Annotated in this window: 20 protein-coding genes; all 20 read left to right on the forward strand. The window is 31.5% G+C overall.

The features are described from left to right. Nucleotides 1–4 precede the first annotated feature (4 nt). Nucleotides 5–385 carry a RidA family protein gene (locus tag DUT90_RS10155; RefSeq protein WP_114427077.1) on the forward strand — a complete coding sequence of 127 codons (381 nt, stop codon included), beginning with the start codon at nt 5–7 and terminating at the stop codon, nt 383–385. A gap of 63 nt (nt 386–448) precedes the next feature. Then, nucleotides 449–1,105 (forward strand): response regulator transcription factor, encoded by a 657-nt coding sequence (locus DUT90_RS10160; protein ID WP_114427078.1) that lies wholly within the window; start codon nt 449–451, stop codon nt 1,103–1,105. Nucleotides 1,106–1,268: 163 nt separating this feature from the next. Further along, nucleotides 1,269–1,448 carry a hypothetical protein gene (locus DUT90_RS10165; protein ID WP_114427079.1) on the forward strand — a complete coding sequence of 60 codons (180 nt, stop codon included), beginning with the start codon at nt 1,269–1,271 and terminating at the stop codon, nt 1,446–1,448. A 136-nt stretch (nt 1,449–1,584) separates the two neighbouring features. Next, entirely contained in the window at nt 1,585–5,106 is a 3,522-nt protein-coding gene (locus tag DUT90_RS10170) for a nitrate reductase (protein ID WP_114427080.1), read from the forward strand. Continuing rightward, nucleotides 5,103–6,542, forward strand: a complete 1,440-nt coding sequence (locus DUT90_RS10175; RefSeq protein WP_114427081.1) for a rubredoxin domain-containing protein — start codon at nt 5,103–5,105, stop codon at nt 6,540–6,542. Before DUT90_RS10170 ends, DUT90_RS10175 begins: the two co-directional genes overlap by 4 nt. Continuing rightward, entirely contained in the window at nt 6,543–7,289 is a 747-nt protein-coding gene (locus DUT90_RS10180; RefSeq protein WP_114427082.1) for a Crp/Fnr family transcriptional regulator, read from the forward strand. It begins immediately after the preceding gene. A 195-nt stretch (nt 7,290–7,484) separates the two neighbouring features. Continuing rightward, nucleotides 7,485–7,898, forward strand: a complete 414-nt coding sequence (locus tag DUT90_RS10185; protein WP_114427083.1) for a globin family protein — start codon at nt 7,485–7,487, stop codon at nt 7,896–7,898. An 18-nt stretch (nt 7,899–7,916) separates the two neighbouring features. Further along, nucleotides 7,917–8,732: a DUF3365 domain-containing protein gene (locus DUT90_RS10190; protein WP_114427084.1), complete on the forward strand. Its 816-nt coding sequence runs from the start codon at nt 7,917–7,919 to the stop codon at nt 8,730–8,732. An 84-nt stretch (nt 8,733–8,816) separates the two neighbouring features. Continuing rightward, nucleotides 8,817–9,299: a hypothetical protein gene (locus tag DUT90_RS10195; RefSeq protein WP_114427085.1), complete on the forward strand. Its 483-nt coding sequence runs from the start codon at nt 8,817–8,819 to the stop codon at nt 9,297–9,299. Nucleotides 9,300–9,305: 6 nt separating this feature from the next. Then, nucleotides 9,306–10,334, forward strand: coding sequence for a ferredoxin--NADP reductase (locus tag DUT90_RS10200; protein ID WP_114427086.1), 1,029 nt, complete (start codon nt 9,306–9,308; stop codon nt 10,332–10,334). Between the two features lie 10 nt (nt 10,335–10,344). Further along, on the forward strand, nt 10,345–11,052 hold the full coding sequence (locus DUT90_RS10205) for a cytochrome c3 family protein (protein ID WP_114427087.1): 708 nt from the start codon (nt 10,345–10,347) through the stop codon (nt 11,050–11,052). Between the two features lie 289 nt (nt 11,053–11,341). Further along, a complete protein-coding gene (locus DUT90_RS10210; protein WP_114427088.1) occupies nt 11,342–12,727 on the forward strand; it encodes a CmpA/NrtA family ABC transporter substrate-binding protein in 1,386 nt (461 codons plus the stop codon). Between the two features lie 27 nt (nt 12,728–12,754). After that, complete coding sequence (locus DUT90_RS10215; protein WP_114427089.1) at nt 12,755–13,861, forward strand: ABC transporter permease; 1,107 nt, start codon at nt 12,755–12,757, stop codon at nt 13,859–13,861. Nucleotides 13,862–14,017: 156 nt separating this feature from the next. Next, nucleotides 14,018–14,866, forward strand: a complete 849-nt coding sequence (locus DUT90_RS10220; protein WP_114427090.1) for an ABC transporter ATP-binding protein — start codon at nt 14,018–14,020, stop codon at nt 14,864–14,866. Nucleotides 14,867–14,874: 8 nt separating this feature from the next. Then, nucleotides 14,875–15,702: an ABC transporter ATP-binding protein gene (locus DUT90_RS10225; RefSeq protein ID WP_114427091.1), complete on the forward strand. Its 828-nt coding sequence runs from the start codon at nt 14,875–14,877 to the stop codon at nt 15,700–15,702. Nucleotides 15,703–15,836: 134 nt separating this feature from the next. After that, complete coding sequence (locus DUT90_RS10230) at nt 15,837–17,138, forward strand: alginate export family protein (RefSeq protein ID WP_114427092.1); 1,302 nt, start codon at nt 15,837–15,839, stop codon at nt 17,136–17,138. Between the two features lie 178 nt (nt 17,139–17,316). Continuing rightward, complete coding sequence (locus DUT90_RS10235; RefSeq protein ID WP_114427093.1) at nt 17,317–17,967, forward strand: HAD family hydrolase; 651 nt, start codon at nt 17,317–17,319, stop codon at nt 17,965–17,967. 68 nt (nt 17,968–18,035) lie between these two features. Then, nucleotides 18,036–19,034, forward strand: a complete 999-nt coding sequence (locus DUT90_RS10240; protein ID WP_114427094.1) for a GntR family transcriptional regulator — start codon at nt 18,036–18,038, stop codon at nt 19,032–19,034. A 1-nt stretch (nt 19,035) separates the two neighbouring features. After that, nucleotides 19,036–19,929: an aldose 1-epimerase gene (locus DUT90_RS10245; RefSeq protein WP_114427095.1), complete on the forward strand. Its 894-nt coding sequence runs from the start codon at nt 19,036–19,038 to the stop codon at nt 19,927–19,929. Between the two features lie 13 nt (nt 19,930–19,942). Then, complete coding sequence (locus tag DUT90_RS10250; protein ID WP_114427096.1) at nt 19,943–21,562, forward strand: solute:sodium symporter family transporter; 1,620 nt, start codon at nt 19,943–19,945, stop codon at nt 21,560–21,562. Nucleotides 21,563–21,735 lie beyond the last annotated feature (173 nt).

Consider the following 21,735-nt stretch of genomic DNA (forward strand, 5'->3'; position numbering starts at 1 on the left):
ACTAATGAAAAGAAAGCGAATTAGTTCAGGTTCTGAGTTTGAAGAAAAAATAGGATACTCTAGAGCAGTAGTGCAAGGAAATTGGGTATTTGTATCTGGTACAACAGGTTATAATTATGAAAACATGACGATTAGTGATGATATTGCTAGTCAAACAGAACAGTGTCTCTTAAATATTAAAAATGCTTTAGAGCAAGCAGAAACAAGTTTGTCTGACGTTGTTAGAGTTATGTATATACTTAAAGAAGCGTCAGAATTTGAAAAATGTTGGCCAGTTTTAGGAAAGTATTTTGGAGAGATAAAGCCAGCAGCAACTATGATTGCAGCAGGTTTAGCAGATGAAAAAATGAAAATAGAAATTCAAGTTACTGCTCTTAAAAACTAAACTACGTAGTTTTAGCTAAAAACAGTACCTTTGTATACGTATTAACTTACCAAGCATTGTAATATGATTAATGTAGTTTTAGCAGATGACCACGTTTTAGTTAGAAATGGAATAAAGGCACTTTTAGAGGATGAATCTGGCGTAACAGTTATAGATGAAGCTTCGAATGGAAAAGAAGCACTAGAGGTAATTTCTAAAAACAAACCTAATGTTTTAATTGTAGATATTAGAATGCCCGAAATGAATGGTATAGAAGTGGTTGCACAGGTTAACAAAAACTATAAAGATGTTAAAACTCTAGTGCTTTCCATGCATGATTCTGAAGAATATGTTGTAAAATCTATACAAGCTGGAGCAGATGGTTATTTGTTAAAAGGAGCTAGTAAAGATGAGTTTTTAAAAGCATTAACCAAAGTAGCTTCTGGTGGCAAGTATTTTACAGGAGATGTTTCTGCCATTATTATGAGTAACTTTGTAAATGGAAATACAACTACTGCTTCAAAAACAAAAGAACTTAAAGAACTACCTTTTAAATTAACCAAAAGAGAAAAGCAAATACTTAGTTTAGTTTTAGAATTGAAAAACAATAAAGATATTGCCGATGAACTTAAAATAAGCAAAAGAACTGCAGAAGTACATCGTTTTAACTTAATGAAAAAATTAGAGGTTAAAAATCTCATGGAGTTGACTAATAAGGCCAAAGAGTACGATTTGGTGTAGTTTGTCTCATACTTATTTTAGAATTATTTATTTTATGGGTTCATTTTTGAGATATCCTTAAAAATAAAATATTCAATTACCAAATCCTTAATAATTGTGTTGTACGTATTTTTTTAATAAAAATTAAGTATTTATACTTAGTTTTGTAATGTAGAATTATATCATGTCAACACGATCTCAAGAAAAAACAACAAAATTAAGTTTTCTAAACTTTAAAGAAGTTTCTATTGATAGGTTTGATATAACATCAATACTTGTGCTAATAATCAAATTTTTATCAGAAGAAGAAAAATCAAAAGTACAAGATGATAATGATTATGTACAAGAACTAGTTCGTGTATAAGTAAAAGTCAATTAATGCCATGTATTTTATTTATTTGAAAATTCAAAGTATTGTTTTTTAGGGTATTCAGAATAATAAAATCAATAGTTGGATAGTAAAAATTTAATGTCGTATTTCGTAAAAACCTTAGTTTAAAATGATGAAAAATGAAGTTAAAACAACATGTTCTTATTGTGGAGTAGGATGTGGAATTATCGTAAAAAAAGACGCAAACAATAAGGTTTATGTAGAGGGCGATAAAAATCATCCGGTAAATAGAGGTATGTTGTGTTCTAAGGGGATGAACTTGCACTATGTTGCAAATGATACTTCAGATAGAATTTTATATCCAGAAATGCGATGGTCTCGCTCACATCCTCTACAACGTGTTTCTTGGGATACCGCTTTAGATAGGGCTGCTAGTGTTTTTAAGTCTATCATTAAAAAACATGGTCCAGATGCTGTAGCATTTTATGTATCTGGTCAAAGTTTAACAGAAGAATATTACATTGCCAATAAACTTACAAAAGGGTTTCTTGGAACCAATAACATAGATACAAATTCACGCTTGTGTATGAGTTCTGCAGTTGTTGGTTATAAAAAAGCTTTTGGAGAAGATAGCGTACCCATTTCGTATGCAGATATAGAGTTGGCAGATTGTTTTTTAATTACAGGTGCAAACCCTGCTTGGTGTCATCCTATTTTGTTTAGGAGAATAGAGCAACATAAAGAGAAAAATCCAAGTGTAAAAATTATCGTAATAGATCCTCGTAAAACAGACTCTGCAAACTTTGCAGATTTGCATTTACAATTAATTCCGGGTACAGATGTAGTGTTGTATAATGCCATAGGAAGATGTTTGTATAAAAGTGGATTGATAGATGAAGATTTTATCAAACAACACACTCAAGGATTTGAAGATTACAAGAAAATAATTTTTGGAACAACATTAAGAGAAGCTTCTAAATTATGTGGCGTTCCTGAAAAAGATATTATAAGAGCTGCAGAAATGATAGGGCTATCTAAAGGCTTTATAAGTATGTGGGCTATGGGGTTAAACCAAAGTGTGGTGGGTACAGATAAAAATGTTTCTCTATTAAACTTATCCTTAATTACAGGTCAGGTTGGTAAACCCGGGTCAGGTCCTTTTTCATTAACAGGTCAACCTAATGCTATGGGTGGTCGTGAAGTTGGAGGAATGGCAAATTTATTAGCTGTTCATAAAGATTTAATGAACGAAGAGCATCGTAGAGAAGTTGCTCAATTTTGGGGTGTTGATAAAATATCTCCCAAGCCAGGACTTACAGCTACAGAAATGTTTGATGCCTTAGAAAGCGGAAAATTAAAAGCAGTTTGGATTGCGTGTACAAATCCATTGGTAAGTTTGCCAAATTCACATCAGATTGAAAAAGCCATGGCAAACTCTAAATTTGTAGTGGTTCAAGAAATTTCGCACAAATCTGATACGGTTAAGTATGCAGATTTGGTTTTACCTGCCGCAGCGTGGTTAGAGAAAGAAGGTACAATGACCAATTCTGAACGTAGAATTTCTTATTTACCAAAAGAAATTGATGCCCCTGGTGAAGCAAGACCAGATGTAGAAATTTTTTGTGATTTTGCTCAAAGAATGGGTTTTAGAGGATTTAATTATAATGGAGCTGAAGAAATTTATGATGAGTACGCTGCAATGACAAAAGGAACCAATATTGATGTTTCTTTTTTAAATTATGATAGGTTAAAAGCAGAAGGTACTTTTCAGTGGCCAGTAAATGAGTACAGAAGTAAAGGAACTCCTCGTCTTTTTCAAGATAAAAAATTCTATACGCCATCACAAAAAGCTATTTTTAACATTCCTTCATCTACAGAAAATACTGCTGTAAAAACTACTGATGAATTTCCGTTAATTTTAACTACAGGTAGAATTAGAGATCAGTGGCATACCATGACTAAAACAGGAAAAGTATCGCGTTTAAAAACGCATTATCCAAAGCCAGTTTTAGAAATAAATCCTGTAGATGCTTACTTAAATAACCTAAAAGACGGTGATGTAACCGAAATTAAAAGTGCAAATGGTGTTGTTAGAGTTCGAGCTAAAGTTACAGACGCTATTAAAGAAGGGGTCGTTTTTTTGCCTATGCATTGGGGTAAAGTGTTGCAAAGCAATTTAAATAGAGCTAATAATTTAACCAACACACATTTAGATCCGATATCTAAAGAGCCAGATTTTAAATTTACAACTGTATCTGTTTCTAAATATAAAAAGCCAAAAGAAAAGATTGTAATTGCAGGTGCAGGTGCCGCTGCATTTCGTTTTTTACAAAACTATAGAGATTATAACGATGTAGATGAAATTCATGTCTTTTCAATGGAGTCTAACCTGTTTTATAATAGGGTTTTATTACCAGAATATGTTACAGAAGAGTTGACTTGGGAGCAGTTGTTAAAAATAAAAAATGCAGAATTATCTGAACTAAAAATTCATTTGCATCCAGAAACATTAATAGATAAGATTGATAAAGAGAATAAAACAGTAACCGACTCAAAAGGAGAAATTCACACATTTGATAAATTAATTTTAGCGACAGGAAGTAGAGCCTTTATACCAAGAGATGTGCAAATAGATTTACCTGGTCGTTTTACCATGCGTAATAAAATTGATGCAGATAACTTTAAAAAATACTTAGACGATACAGGTTTACCTCCAGAAGAACAGCATGTTGTAATTGTAGGAGGTGGTTTGTTAGGTTTAGAGTTGGCTGCAGCCATGAAACACAAAAATGTAAAAATTACAATTGTGCAAAGAGCATCTAGGTTAATGGAGCGTCAATTAGACTCTATTTCAAGTAAATTATTAGCGTTAGATGTACAAGAAAGAGGTATTCAAATTTATTTTGATAATGAAGTTAGTACTGTTTTTGATGATGAGGATACAGGTGAGTTAACTATTAACCTTAAAAGTGGAAAATACATTACCGCCAATGCTATTGTGTATGCAATTGGTACAAGACCTAATATAGAAATTGCAAAAAATAACGGAATACTTTGTGGTCGAGGAGTAAGGGTAAATCAGCATTTACAGTCTTCTCACCCTGATATTTTTGCTATTGGTGAAATTGCTGAGTATGATAATAGATTGTTTGGTATAACTTCTGCTGCAGAAGAACAAGCAGGTATTTTGGCTAATTTTATAGCAGGAGATATTAGTGAATCTTACAAAGGTTCTGTTTTGATGAATATTTTAAAATTTAACGATTTAAATCTTTGTAGTATTGGAGATATTATAGTGCCAGAAAACGACCCAAGTTACGAGGAAATTATTTTTACAGATATTTCTAAACGTTATTATAAAAAATGTATCGTAAAAGACGATTTGCTTATTGGAGCAGTTTTAATGGGTGATAAAAACGAGTTTGCAGAATTTAAAACCATGATAGAAAGCAAAATCGAAATGTCAGATAAACGAGATTCCTTATTAAGAGGTACATCTAATGCAGAACCAATGTTGGGTGAGTTGGTTTGCTCTTGTAGTCAGGTAGGTTCTGGAAACATAGAAGATGCCATTGCAAAAGGATGTACAAATTTTACGGAACTATGTAATAAAACAGGGGCAGGTTTAGGTTGTGGTAGTTGTAAAACAGAGGTAAGAGAAATATTAAATAACGCAAAAGTAGGAGTATGAACGAGTTGTTAAATAGGGTTATTGTAAAAGGCGGAGTTTTGTCTCCTGGAGAATTAAAATACATTTGCGAATCTGTAGAAAGTTTAGGTTGTAAAACCATATCATTTGGTTCTAGACAAGATATTTTGTTGCCTAAAAAAGTACAACCAGAAGACTTGTCTAAGTTTGATAAATTGATGGTGGTAGAGTTTGACGAAGTTGGAGTAGAAAACGTGGTTTCTTCATACGTATGTGCAGATATTTTACCATCTACATCTTGGTTAACAGGAGATAAGTATTTGTATATTTTAGAACAATTTAGAACAAAATCTACCTTAAAAATCAATATTACAGATCCTAAACAAAGATTGGTTCCGTTGTTTACAGGTCACATTAATTTTATAGCTTCAGAACATGAAGATTACTGGTATTTGTACATTAGGTTGCCAGAATGGAAAAAGACTAAAATGTATCCTGCGTTAATTTATAGTTGGGATTTAGATAAAATTGAAACTACTATAGAAAACATTCTTCAAGAAGAACCAGAAACTATAGAAACTATTTTTGAATTGGTAAGTGATGCTGTAGATACCAATAACAGAACAGTAGACAAACCGTTAGAGGTTCCTTTTTATCCCTTTCCTTATTTTGAAGGAATGAACAAAATAGGAATGGATAAATATTGGTTAGGATTGTATTGGAGAAATAATAAATACGACGTCTCTTTTTTGAAAGATATGTGCGAGTTGTGTTTTGAAAATAAAATTGGTAAAATTTCTATTACACCATGGAAATCTTTTATTGTAAAAGGTATTCCAAGAGAATCAAAATTGGTTTGGGAGAAGTTTTTAGGAAAAAGAGGTATTAACGTGCGTCATTCTATGTTAGAGTTAAATTGGCATTTACCCGTAGCTAATAAAGAAGCACTTAATCTTAAAAAATACTTAGTTGCAAATTTTGATCAAAATGACATTAGTACCTATGGGTTAACTTTTGGTATTACAGATTATAATAAATCATCCTATTATTTTACATCAATAGTTATTGAGAAAAATAAGCAACCAGAACTGATAGGTAATTTTCAAACTAGAGATACATACAATTTACTGTATGCCAAAAATTTTGATCCAAATACTAGGCAATACATAACCCACGTACAAGATGTAGATAAGGTTGAATTACCAGGATTGTTAATGGAGTTGAGTCAGTTGTATTTTGATCAATTGGGTTCAGAAAAAGAAGAAGAAGTTGTCCAAAAAACCAAACAAGAATCTTTAAAAGAAGAAGTGTACCAATGCCAAGATTGTTTAACAGTTTACAATGAAGTGTATGGAGATGTTACTCAAAATATTTCAGAAAACACTACTTTTGCAGATTTGCCAGAAACCTATAAATGTTCACTTTGTGAGGCTCCAAAGAGTAACTTTAAAAAAAGAATTTTAGAAAAGAAAATATAAATGGTAACGCATAGTTCATTTAACAATACTTCACAAAATAACTCTAACAAAGGGGTGTGCGATGTTTGTAATAATGAACATTGTTTGGTGCACAATCATTCTCAAACGCTACTTGGAGATGAAACTACCCAAAATACAATCATAAAATGTAAAAAGGGGCAACAGTTTATTATAGAAGGAGCTCCGGTAAACGGTTTATTTTTTATTAAACAAGGTACTGTAAAAGTATTTAGAACCGGAATTAATGGTCGCGAACAAATAGTTCGTTTTGCCAAAGATTGCGAAATCATTGGTCATAGAGGTTTTGGAACTCAAGAATATTATTCTATTGGGGCTATTGCTTTACAAGATTCAGAACTGTATTATTTTTCTAAAGAATACTTGCAAAAAATCCTTTTTGAAAATCCTGCTTTTAGTTACGATATGATGCTGTTTTACGCAAACGAACTCAATAGAAGTGAATCTAAAGTAAAATCTATTTCTCAAATGACCGTTAGAGAGAGAGTTATAGATACCTTGCTGTATATTCACAGAAAGTTTGGAAACTTAAGAGGTTTTTTGAACTTGCCATTAAGTAGAAAAGAATATGCAGATTATGCAGGTACCACAGAAGAACAGGTTATTAGAGTCTTTTCAGCCTTAAAAAAAGAAGAATTAATTACAGCTAAAGGAAAAAAAATAGCAATACCTGATGTGCAACTGCTAAAAAATGAAATTAGTGAACACAACTACTTCTTAGATTTATAATACAATACGTATTTTTTATTTCGTTATATTTCAGCTACTTATGTTTTTTTCTGCTTTTTATCAGGTTTAAACCTGTTGTAAAAGAATGTTATAATCACGTTTTTCTCATTTTAATTTAATCTCCAACATTATATTTTTGTTTAAAGTAAGTATTAATACTTATTATTTAATTTAAACAACCAAAAATTTATAATAATGGAAGCACAAACAGTAACCCTAGTTCAAGAAACATTTGCAAAAGTAAAACCTATTGCTCCACAAGCAGCAGAGATTTTTTATAGTAAGTTATTTGAGTTAGATCCAAAATTAAAACCTTTATTTCCTAGTGGTAGTGAAGCAATGAAAAGTCAAGGAAATAAATTAATGACTATGCTTGGTGCTGCAGTAGCAGGATTGAGCAATATAGATGCTTTAATTCCTGTATTACAAGACCTTGGAAAAAGGCACGTAAATTATAATGTAGAAGCTTCTCATTATGATACTGTAGGTGCAGCTTTATTGGCAACATTGGAAGCTGGTTTGGGTGATGATTTTACACCAGAAGTAAAAGACGCTTGGTCTAGTGTTTATGGGACAATGGCGGGTGTAATGATAGATGCATCTTATTAATAACTTAAACTCTTTATTATGAAATATTTTTACAAAATAACCTTATTGTCTTTATTTATGCTAACACTTTTAAGTGCTTGTGGGGGTGTTCCTGAAGAAAAATCAACAGCGTCTCATTCAGAAAAAGCTTTTTCAGTCGAAGAAGTTTTAGAAATGGTAGCCAAAGAAAATGATGTAACAAGAACGCTTTATACAAAAGCTATTGTAGGAAAGGGAAAGGCACAAGGCATGAAATTTGACGAAGATTGGCGTAAAGATGATGTAGAGGCAGGACCATTGCCAGCACTATTTTTAAGAGGAGTAGCCTCTAGTATTAGAAAAAGTCCTGTTCCATTAGGGTTGTATTTAGGTTCTGATTTTCCTGTAAATGCAGCAAATAAATTTGTAGGAAAGCAAGCAGAATTATTTAAAAAAATAAAGATGAATCAAAAACCACAATTTTTTTATGATTCAGATCAAAAACTACACACCGCAATGTTTGCAGATGTAGCAGGTGCTGGGGCATGTGTATCTTGTCATAATGATCATCCTCAAACAACGAAAACCGATTGGAAATTGGGTGATGTCATGGGGGCAACTACTTGGCAATATCCAAAAGATTCTTTATCTTATAAAGAAACAATTGCTTTATTAGGTTCTTATGCGCAAGGTACAGTAGATATTTACAAAGAATACTTGGCGGAAATTGAAGAATTTAAGAAAAGTGATAAACCAGAAATTGGAAGCAAATGGCCTGCAGAAGGTAATTATTTACCTACAGCGGAAGTGTTTTTAGATAGTGTTAAAAAATTATCGTCATATGAAACAATGAAGCATTTGGTAGCTAAGAAGTAACTCTCAAAATATATAATAATCCCATTTTTATCATTTTACTATGTTTTATAATGGGTTTGTTTTAAATTATAATCGGTCATAAATATGATTTTTAGCGGTAATAAATCCACAATAATTGGGCTTATTTTACTCTTAGCATTCTTTGTTCAACTTTTTTTTAAATTAGAATGGGACTTATTGCTAGAACTACAACAAGAGCAAATGTTTAAAAGATGGTCTGGTCTGGTTTTAGCTTTATTTATAGTTTTTCAATGGATGTTTTCTTTAACTAGAACTGTAAAAAAATTTAGAAAGCATAACCTAACTGTGCAGAACATACACAAGTGGTTAGGTGCAATAAGTCCAGTATTTTTTTACATCCATAGCATGCATTTAGGGTACGGATATTTGTTATTGTTAACATATATTTTTCTTTTAAATACTGTTTTAGGGTATATAAATCTAGATGTAATTAAAAATGATGGAGAATTATTGTTTAAAGGGTGGATGATTACACATGTAGCCTTGTCGTTAATCATAACCATTTTAATGTTATTTCATATAACAATGGTGTTTTATTATAAATAGAAAGATTTGAAATTATTAGTCAAAGACATAATTAAAGAAACAGATGAGGCAATTAGTATCCGTTTTAAAAACGGAAATCTGTTTAAGAAACTAAAATATAAGCCAGGGCAATTTTTAACAATTCATACCACTATAGAAAAGAAAATAGAAAAGAGGGCTTATTCTTTTAGTAGTAATCCTTTTACTGATAAAGATTTAAAAATTACTATTAAACGAGTAGAGAAGGGGTTGGTTTCAAACTATGTACATGATTATTTAAAAGTTGGAGATAAAGTTGAGGTAGATGATCCTGCAGGTTCTTTTTTTGTAGAACCTTCTAGTAAAACCAAAAAACAGTACATTTTATTTGCTGGTGGTAGTGGTGTTACCCCTATGTTTTCTATTGTAAAATCTGTTTTAACTGAAGAGAAAAACTCTAAGATATTGTTAATTTACGCTAATCAAAATATAGATTCTATAATCTTTCATGATGAAATAAAGCGACTAGAAGAGCAATATTATAATACCCTTAAAGTAGAGCATATTGTAGCGCAGATTCCAAAAGATAAAGACAATTATCATTCTGGTTTAGCTACCCAAGAATTAATAGATCGTATTTTTTCTAAACACAACATTTTGTTTAAAGATCATCAGTATATGATTTGTGGTCCGTTTGGATACATGGAAAAAATTAAAGAGATTTTAAATGAGAACGGAATTACAAGAGAAAAAATTAAAGTAGAAGTTTTTAAAAAACCAGAAGTAAGAGTTTCAGGTAGAAATTTAGAGAGTGATGTTACCATTAAGCATAACGGAAAAGAATATCAAATAAAAGTTAACGGAGATAAAACCATTTTAAGACAAGCGATGTCTAAAAATATTGCGTTACCGTATTCTTGCAGATCTGGTATGTGTTCTACTTGTAAAGCTAAATGTGTAGAAGGAGAGGTAAAAATGATTGATGGTCACTACTTGTCAGATAATGAAGTTCTTAGCGGTGATATTTTAACTTGCATTAGCTATCCTTTAAGTGAAAAAGTTGTTTTAGAAATTTAATTATGTATCTATGTTTAAGATAAATCCTCTTCGTAAAAGACAATTTTTTGGATCCATTATTGGTCTAATTGTAGGAATTCCCTTGATATATATATTAACTTTAGACGCAACAGAAGAATATATTTCTATCGGACCTATGAATACAGGGCATAATGATTTAAAGTGTTTTGCTTGTCATACAGATGCAAAGGGTAATTTATTGCAGCAAATACAATCTAATTTTTCTCATACAATAGGAGTAAGAGAGAACGGAGTAGATTTTGGGACAAAAGATGTTACAGTAGATAATTGTTTGCAATGCCATGATAGGCCAAACGATAGACATCCCGTATATCGATTCTCAGAGCCCAGATTTAAAGATGCTATTAAAAATATAGATGCCACTACTTGTATCACTTGTCATACAGAACATCAAGAAGAAAGAGTTTCTGTTGAGTCAATTAACTATTGTATGAATTGTCATCAAACTTTAGTAGTCGAAAACGACCCTATAGATATTTCTCATAAAGATTTAATTGCTAAAGAACAATGGTTTACCTGTATACAATGTCATGATTTTCATGGAAATCATAAATACGCTGTTCCTGTAAAGTTAGCAGATACAATACCAATGAAAATAATCCAAGATTATTTTGATGGAGGTTCAGATCCGTACGGAAAACTTAAGAAGTACACAGCGTTGTCACTAGAGGACTGGTTAAAGTCTTTTGATAAATAACTCTAAATTATTACTTACAAAGCAAAAAGATCAATATTAAGCGTATTCATCTTTTTACGTATATAAAAACTTTTTTAAAATACGTACATTGTAAGTATACGTATACATTCATAATTTTTTTAAACACCTTATTTTTAGTTATTTATGATAATTAACTGCTTTAAAACATGTTTTAACATGTTTTAAAAAGATGTTTTAATATGTGTCTTATCATTATTTGATAAACTATCTACTTATATATTTGTCAAAAAATAAGTATTAATACGTAGATAACTAAAACTATCAAGAAATGAAATCGTTACTTAAAAAATCAACCTTAGTTTTATCGACAGCAATGTTATTGTTTGCATGTGGAGGTAAAGAAACTAAAAAATCAACTACAACCGTAGAAGCAAGTACTTCAAAAACTAAACAGTTAGCAATTGAAAAACCTCAATTAACATTTGGGTTTATCAAATTAACAGATATGGCACCTTTAGCTATTGCTAAAGAAAAAGGATTCTTTGAAGATGAAGGATTGTTTGTTTCTGTTGAAGCACAATCGAACTGGAAAAATGTTTTAGATAGAGTTATTGATGGTCAATTAGACGGATCTCATATGTTAGCAGGTCAGCCAATTGCTGCCGGAGCAGGTTTTGGTCGTCAAGCAAAATTAGTGACTCCTTTTTCTATGGATTTAAATGGAAACGGTATTACAGTTTCTAACGATGTTTGGTCTAAAATGAAGCCAAATGTTCCAAAAGATGGAAGCGGAAAACCAATTCATCCTATTAAAGCAGATGCTTTAAAACCAGTAATTACAGAGTATAAAAACTCAGGAAAAGCATTTAAAATGGGTATGGTGTTTCCAGTATCTACGCATAACTATGAAATTAGATATTGGTTAGCAGCAGCAGGAATTCATCCAGGTATGTATACAAAAGAAAACGTACAAGGTCAAATTGATGCAGAAGTATTATTATCTGTAACGCCTCCGCCACAAATGCCAGCAACATTAGAAGCAGGTACTATTTATGGATACTGTGTAGGTGAACCTTGGAATCAGCAAGCAGTATTTAAAGGAATTGGGGTTCCTGTAACAACAAATTACGATATCTGGAAAAACAACCCAGAAAAAGTATTTGTAATGACAGAAAAGTTTGTAAAAGAAAATCCAAATACAGCAATTGCAGTAACTAAAGCTTTAATTAGAGCGGGTAAATGGTTAGATAAACCAGAAAATAGAAAAGAAGCTGTAAAAATCTTATCAATGTCTCAATATGTTGGTGCTCCAGAAGAAGTATTAGCAAATTCTATGACAGGAACATTTGAGTTTGAAAAAGGAGATAAGCGTGAAATGCCAGACTTTAACGTATTCTATAAATACAACGCAACATATCCTTTCTACTCTGATGGAATCTGGTTTTTAACACAAATGAGAAGATGGGGTCAAATTCCTGAAGCAAAACCAGCAGATTGGTATGCATCTACAATAAAAGATATTTATAGACCTGATATTTGGAAAAAAGCAGCAGCACTTTTAGTTGAAGAAGGAAACATTCCTGCTTCAGATGTTCCAACAACAGATGGTTACAAACCAGCAACAGCAGATTTTATAGACGGTACAACTTACGATGCTAAAGATCCAATAGGATACATCAATAGTTTTAAAATAGGAAACAAAGACAAAAAATAATATTTATTTATTATCAAGTAAGAAATTATGAAAGCAAGTTTGACATTAGGAAAAGTCTCTAAATTTATGGGATTAGGATTTTTTATCACCTTAAAAGACCTTTTTACTGGGAAGTTAGAAAAAGAAGATTTAAAAAGCTTCTTGCGCAAAGTAGTAGTGCCACTTGCTTCCATAATTTTATTTATAGGTTTATGGCATTTAGGGGCTAAATCTTTATACAACACAGAAGCAGAATTTAAAATCGCAAAAGCATTGCAAGACCAAGGTCAAGCAGCTGCAGATGCATTAAAAGTGTGTATAGCTTCTGGAGATTCTAGTTGCCAGCCTAATACATTGCCTTCTCCAGCACAAGTTTGGGAGTCTTTTCAATCTTTATTGAGAGATCATAATATTATTAGTGCAGATAAAGCTGCGTTTGCAGAAAAAACAGCTGCATTAAATGAGAAAAGAATTGCCGCAGGTCAAGACCCTATTGTATATACAGGAAGACCATCTTTTGTAGATCAAATTTTTAGAAGTTTGCAAACCGTATTTGCTGGGTTCTTTTTAGCATTTTTGATTGCTGTTCCTTTAGGAATATTTATAGGACTAAGTCCTACCTTAAAAAGTGCATTTAACTGGTTTATTCAAATATTTAAACCTGTATCTCCTGTAGTTTGGTATTTATTAGTTTTTATGATTGTAAAAACAGTATTAATTGGCTCTTCAAATGATAGCTCTTTTACCATTTCATTTATTAGTGTTGGTTTATGTTCTATGTGGGCAACATTAGTAAACACTGCAATGGGCGTTTCATCTGTAGATAAAGATTATATTAATGTTGCTAAAGTTTTAAAATTAGGGACTTTTCAAAAAATATTTAAAGTGGTGTTACCCTCTTCTTTACCGTTGATTTTTACAGGGTTAAAGATTACTTTATCAGTGGCTTGGATGGTTTTAATTGCGATAGAACTTTTGGCACAAAGCCCAGGTTTAGGCTTGTTTGTTTGGGAAGAATTCCAAAATGGAGCAAACGACTCTAATGCAAAAATAATTGTTGCCATGTTTGTTATTGGTATCATTGGGTTCTTATTAGATAGATTAATGTTAACCATACAAAACTGGGTGTCTTTTGATAAACAAGACGCAATTTAAAAACCAATAACGGATTCGCGTTAGGGATTGCAGTGGAAATCCTTTTTTATGTCAGTTCGAGTATTTTGTGAAGAATGAACAAAACGTATAGAGAACAAATAAAAAAGATTGTAACTAAAGCCCGCCCTTTTAGGGAACGCCCAAAAAAATAGAGATATGGCATATTTAGAGCTTAATAATATTTACAAAACCTACGGACAGGGAGACAATGAGACAGAAGTATTGTCTAACATCAATCTAAAAATAGAAGAAGGAGAGTTTGTTGCCATTGTTGGTTTTACAGGAAGCGGAAAAACAACGTTAGTAAATTTAATAAATGGTTTGATACAGCCAACTAGCGGAGAAGTTTTGTTTAAAGGACAGCCTGTTTTAGGCACTAGTCATGAACGCGGAGTTATCTTTCAAAACTATTCTTTGTTACCATGGTTAACCGTTGGTCAAAATGTATTTATGGCGGTTAAAGAAGCTTTTCCTAAAAAAAGCAAATCAGAATTAAACGCCTTAGTAGCGTCTTATGTAGAAATGGTAAGTTTAACACCTGCCATTAACAAAAGACCAAAAGAATTGTCTGGTGGTATGCGCCAAAGAGTTGCCGTAGCTAGAGCTTTAGCTATGAAACCAGAGATGATTATTATGGATGAACCTTTGGGCGCTTTAGATGCGTTAACGCGTGGTAATTTACAAGATGAAATTTTAAATATCTGGGGGCAAGATAAGCGTACTGCTTTATTAATTACGAACGACGTAGATGAAGGTATTTATATGGCAGACAGAATTATTCCTTTACGACCAGGACCCAAAGCAACTTTAGGACCCGAGTTTAAGATTGATATTGATCGTCCAAGAGATAAAACGGAAATGAATGACAATGAAAATTTTAAACAAACCAGAAATGCGATTATCGAGTATTTAATGGATATAGGAAATGAACGTAAATCTGAGGCAAGAGAAGCGTATGTGCTTCCAGATTTAGCACCAAAAGATTTTGTTAATCAATTTAGATAGTAGAAAAGATGAGCATAATAACAGAAAATACGATTACTAAAGAGGTTTTAGCAAAAACGTTTCCTTCAAATGAAGTAATGTTAGACTTAAAAGATCTAAAAAAAGTATATCCCACTCCAAAAGGAGATTATGTAGTACTAGAAGATCTAAATCTTCAAATTCGTAAAGAAGAGTTTGTAACAATAATAGGTCATTCTGGATGTGGAAAAACCACAATGTTATCTATGATTGCAGGATTAAACCCTATTTCTGGAGGAAATATAGCCGTATTAGGTAAACATATAAAAGGTCCAGGACCAGATAGAGGAGTTATTTTTCAGGCACCAAGTTTAATGCCTTGGATGACTTCTTTAGAAAACGTAATGCTAGGTGTAAATCAAGTTTTTCCTCATGGAACAAAATCTCAAAGAACAGACATTGCAAAATATTATTTACAAAAAGTAGGTTTAGAAGATTCTTTTCATAAAAAAGCAGCAGAATTATCGCAAGGGATGCAGCAAAGAGTAGGTATTGCAAGGGCATTTGCCATTAAACCTAAAGTTTTATTATTAGATGAACCTTTTGGAATGTTAGATTCTTTAACAAGAGGAGAGTTGCAAGATATTTTAATTGAAATCTGGAATAAAGAAAAAATTACAGCTGTTATGATTACTCATGATGTTGATGAAGCTATCTTTTTAGCAGACAGAGTAGTAATGATGACAAGCGGACCAAGAGCAAAAATAGGAGATATATTAGAGATTGATTTTAAAAGACCTAGAACTAGAAAATCGGTTTTAGAGCACGATGATTATTATAAATATAGAAAACACTTAATTGACTTTTTAGAGCATTAAGATTAAAAACTAACCAAACCAAATTACATATATACATAAGAAATATAAATAACTACAATTTTATATTTCTAGAGAGTTAACAACCAAAAATTAAGATTAATCAAAACAAACCACAGAATTTAAAAGTAAAAAAAATGAAAAAACAATACGCAATTTTAGGACTAATGTTAGTGTGTTTTCAATTTGTAAATGCACAGTTTACGTTAGATGGTCAGTTTAGACCAAGAACAGAGTATAGAAACGGATACCAAAGCTTAATTCCAGAAGGAGCAGATGCAGGTTTTGCCATAAATACCAGAGTTCGTTTAAATGCTGGTTATCAAACAGATTTGTTTAAAGTTTATTTAAGTATACAAGATTTGTTAGTATGGGGAGAAAACCCTCAGATTATACCAGTAGATGCAAATAATTCTTTTGCTGTTTTTGAAGCTTGGGCAAGTTTAAAACTTACAGACAATTCTGGACTTAAAATAGGTCGTCAAGTATTGTCTTATGATGACCAACGTTTCTTTGGTGGATTAGACTGGGCACAACAAGGTAGAAATCATGATTTAGCAATGTATCAGTATCGCTCAGGAAGTTTTATGTTAGATTTTGGTTTAGCGTTTAATCAAGATTTTGATAATAATGGAGGGCCATTATTTGGTTTCCAAAATGTGGGTACTGCTTATCCAGCTAGCAACCCATTTCAATACAAAGCAATGCAGTATTTATATGCAAAGGAAACATGGGGAGGTTTTAATGCAAGTTTGTTGTTAGTTAACTATAGTCATCAAAACTTTGATACAACTGGAGCTACCCCTGTTGCTGATGGCGTAAATAGTTTATTTACAGCTGGTACGCATTTAAACTATAAGAAAGGTAAATTTGGTTTAGCAGGTAATGCATTTTTACAAACCGGTACATTTTTTAACGGAAGCACAGATGTAGGTGGTGCATATCTTTTAAGTTTAGATGCTAGTTATAAAGCTTCAGCTAAGGTTGGCTTAGGGGCAGGTATAGAAGTTATAAGTGGTAATGATACAGCTACTACAGATAAAACAGAGGCATTTTTGCCAACTTTTGGAACCAACCACAAGTTTAACGGATTTATGGATTATTTCTACGTAGCAAACCATGTAAACACAATTGGTTTAGTAGATATTCATGCAAGCGCTAACTTTAAATTAGGAGCAACTTCTAGTTTAATGGTAAAAGCGTTAAATTTTAGTGGAGAGCAAGCATTAGCAAGTGGAGAGAAATCTTTGGGTACAGAAATAGATGTAGTTTTTTCAAAGAAGTTTAAAGGATATGCTTTAAAAGTAGGGTACTCTCAAATGTTTGCTTCTGACGGATTGTACGAATTAAAAGGTGTTTCTGAGGCAGCTGCAAAAGACACTCAAAATTGGGCGTGGGCAATGTTAGTTATTAAGCCTAAATTTTTAACAGGAAAATAAAAACCTCTAATGTCAATATTGATAAACATGATTGATTTTTAGTGTTAATCAATTGTTTATCATTATCTAAATCCCTCTTTTGAGGGATTTTTTTTTACACCACTATTACTGCAAAATCAATCTAAAGATTTAGTTTTTACAACCATATTTAATTAGTAGTTTTATCAAAAAAATAAAGATGAAATACAAAGCAGTAATTTTTGATTTAGATGGTACACTTGTAAACTCTATAAAAGATATTGCAGATGCTATGAATACAGTTTTAGAGCAAAAAAATTACCCAACATATGATTATGCTACTTATACAACTTTTGTAGGTAGTGGTATAAAAAGTTTGGTACTTAAGGCGCTTACAGAGCAAAACCCAAATACACAAGAGGTTACAGCATGTTTAAACGCTATGATGCAAGTTTACAGCAAAAATTGTACTCACAAAACTATCCCTTATAATGGCATTTTAGAGTTGTTAGATGTGCTCAAAAAAAAGCAACTAAAAGTAAGTATTCTTTCAAATAAAGAAGATTCTTTAACTAAAAAAGTAGCTAATGCTTTATTGCCAAACTACATTACCCCAGTTTTAGGACTCAAAGAAGAGGTATTAAAAAAACCAAATCCAACAGTTGCTTTACAAATATGTAAAAATTTAGAGGTTACCCCAGAAGAAACTATTTATGTTGGAGATTCTGATGTAGACATTTTAGTTGCTAAAAACGCAAATATGCTTCCTGTTGGGGTTTCTTGGGGGTTTAGAGACCAAGAAGAACTTTTAAATTCTGGAGCAGTACATATTTTACAAACCCCCTTAGACTTGTTAACTATTTTACAATAAAGTATTAAAATAAAGTACAACTGGTTTGAACTGGTAGGTAATTTAAAAACATTGTTTACATTTGTCTTATGGCAATTGTCTCAATTACAAAAAAATCTGATCAACCTAAGTACAAGCAAATTGTTACTTCAATAGAAAATGCAATTGTAAATGGTGTTTTAAAAAAAGGAGATCAATTACCATCTTTAAATGTAGTTAAAAACAAGCACAAAGTATCTAGAGATACAGTGTTAGCTGCTTTTAAAGAACTTAAAAATAGAGGCATTATTCACTCTGTAGTAGGTAAAGGATATTACGTTTCTACAGAAGATATTGTTGTAAAACAAAAAGTATTCTTATTGTTTGATGAGTTCAATTCTTTTAAAGAAGATTTGTACAATTCTTTTCTAGAAAATTTAGATGAAACCTTTCAAGTAGACATCTTTTTTCATCACTTTAATCAAGAGGTTTTACAAAAATTAATCAATCATAGTTTAGGAAATTATACCTACTATGTTATTATGCCAGCAAATTTAACAGGGGTTAAAAACATTATCAAAGAACTACCAGAAGATAGAGTGTATATACTAGACCAAGTACCTAAAGAACTAGAAAAATACCCTGCAATATATCAAGATTTTAAAAACGATATTCAAAAAGGATTACAGTCAGGATTTACATCAATTCAAAAATATAAAAAAATAGTACTATTATTTTCTCCCCAAAAACAACCCATTCAATTATTGGAAGGTTTTAAAAAATTTTGTGTAGATTTCAAAATCAATTACGAAATTATTGCTTCTATAAAAGATAGAGTTCCAAAAGAAGGAGAAATATATATTGTTTTTGAAGATAAAAATTTGATAAAAATTATCAAAAAAATAAAAGAGACAAACTTAGAATTGTCAAAAAATATAGGAATCATTTCTTATAATGACACCCTTTTAAAAGAGGTTGTAGCAGATGGCATTACCACCATTTCAACCGATTTTAAATTAATGGGTAAACAGTTAGCAGAAATGATTACAACCAACCGTAAAGAGTCTATAGCCAATACAAGTAAATTAATTTTAAGAAAATCTATATAAAATGTTTCGTATTCAAAGTACAATTGAAAATCATAAATCATATGTTATTTTAGAAAATGCCGCTAAAACAACTTCAGCAAAAATTGCGGTAGAAGAAGGAGGAAGGCTTTCTGAGTTAAAAGTAAATAATGTATTTATAATCAAAGAAATAGAAGATTTTGCTTATGCAAATTCTTATGCATCATCAGTTTTATTTCCTTTTGCCAATAGAATTAAAGAAGGAAAATATACGTTTTTAGGAGAGGATTATCAATTTGAAAAAAACGAAAATAATAGTAATGCATTACATGGTTTGGTGTTTGATAAAACATTTGAACTTTTTGAGCCAGAAGAACATCAAGATAATTGTTCTGCTACGTTTAATTATTACGAAAAAGAGAGACACGCTGCTTTTCCTTATCAATATTTTATATCATTAACGTATACGTTGTTTGAAGATAAATTACAACTAAGAGTTACTGTAAAAAATATGGACAATAAACCTTTTCCATTTACCTTAGGATGGCACCCTTATTTTTACAGTGATAAGTTATCAGATTGCGTTTTAAATTTTAAAAGTGATAAAAAAGTACAATTTGACGAGGCTTTAATTACAGACAAAATTGTAGAGAATCCAGATAAAGAAAACTTTAAAATTGAAGACAAAAAGTTAGATGATTGTTATTTCTTAGCAGATAACTTAGTGGCTTTTTCTACTCCAAAATACAATTTAAAAATTACGAGTAACGCTTTAAAGAATTTCTTGCAACTCTATACTCCAAATGGTTTTCCGCTAATAGCTATAGAACCCATGACTGGTGTATCAGATAGTTTTAATAATAAAATAGGGTTGGAGGTATTAGAGCCAAAAGAAACTCATGTTATAAGTTGGAATTTAGGTGTAACAATTAAATAGAAAATCACAGATCATGCAATTCATTACATTTTTAGGTTTTACAGTACTAGTTGCTATTATTTCTTATATCTCAACAAAATCTTCTAATGAAACCTCAAAAGATGGTTATTTTTTAGGAGGAAGAAGTTTAACCGGAATAGTAATTGCAGGATCTTTGTTACTCACAAATTTATCTACAGAGCAAATTGTGGGTTTAAATGGGCAAGCATACGAACAAGGTATTTTAGTAATGGCTTGGGAAACTTTAGCAGCAATTACTATGGTAGTTATAGCTGTTTTTTTACTTCCAAGATATTTAAAAGGTGGTATTGCAACCATTCCTCAATTTTTAGAAAGAAGATATGATAAGACCACAAAAGCCATTGTTTCTGGCTTGTTTTTATCTGGTTATGTAACCATATTTTTACCTGTGGTATTGTATACGGGTGCTTCTGCAATAAACACAATGTTTGATGTTTCTACAACTTTCGGAATTTCTGAAAACACAGCCCTATGGTTAACCGTTTTCGGAATTGGAATCATAGGTTCTATTTATGCTGTTTTTGGCGGATTAAAAGCGGTTGCAGTTTCAGATACTATAAATGCAGTAGGTTTGATTATTGGAGGATTGTTAATACCTTATTTTGGGTTGTCATTAATTGGAGATGGAAGCCTAACAGCAGGTATAGATGTTTTAATAACCAATCATCCAGATAAATTTGATGCTACAGGTGCAGAAGATTCATACGTACCTTTTTCTACTCTATTTACAGGAATGTTGTTGGTAAATTTATTTTATTGGGGTACCAATCAAGCTATTATCCAACGCGCTTTAGGAGCAAAAAACTTGGTAGAAGGTCAAAAAGGATTGGTTTATGGAGCCTTTTTAAAAATTTTAGGCCCTTTAATCTTAGTCTTACCAGGTATTATTGCATTTCATATTTTTGAAGGAAACTTAGAAAAACCAGATTTAGCATACGCCTCTTTGGTGGCTGAAGTATTGCCAAAACCACTGGTTGGTTTTTTTGCAGCGGTATTGTTTGGTGCTATTTTAAGTTCATTTAATTCGGCATTAAACAGTTGTGTAACATTATTTGGTATAGATATTTATCAAGAATATATTAAAAAAGAAGCTACAGAAAAACAAGTGGTTAAAGCGGGTAAAACTTTTGGGGTTTTCTTAGCAATATTATCTATGATTGTAGCACCTTTTATAGCTAATGCAGGTAGTGTTTTTGCTTATTTACAAGAAATTAACGGAACCTATTCTATACCTATTTTAACCATTGTTGTTGTGGGGTACTTAACCAAATATGTACCAGCTATAGCTGCTAAAGTTGGGTTGTTTTCTGGAGTTATTCTGTATAGTATAAGTCAGTTTTTAATCAAACCTATTTTTGATATTATTGAAAATATAGATGGTGTACCAACCGTTATTGGTAACACTTATCCTCATTTTTTACATGTCATGGCAATTTTGTTTGTACTCAATACTATAATTATGCTAGTTATTGGTAAGCTCTATCCAAGAAAAGAAGCTTACGTACAATTTAATTCCAAGGCTGTAGATATAACCCCTTGGAAATATTTGAAACTTGTTGGTGGTTTAGTGTGCGTAATTGTACTTGCTATTTATATTTATTTTGCAAAATAGATAGAGTACAAGAAACTTTTTTATCTTATTAAAAAACCCTTTAAAAACTTTGTTTTTAAAGGGTTTATAGTACTCAAGATGGGAGTACCTATATTTTTAAACCTTCTTAAACGCTTTGTTCTTTATTTATATTGATTAAATGGCAGGGAATTTTATCTGTTAAAGTCAATTTA

This window comes from Polaribacter sp. WD7 (genome assembly GCF_003335085.1).
Taxonomy (GTDB): domain Bacteria; phylum Bacteroidota; class Bacteroidia; order Flavobacteriales; family Flavobacteriaceae; genus Polaribacter.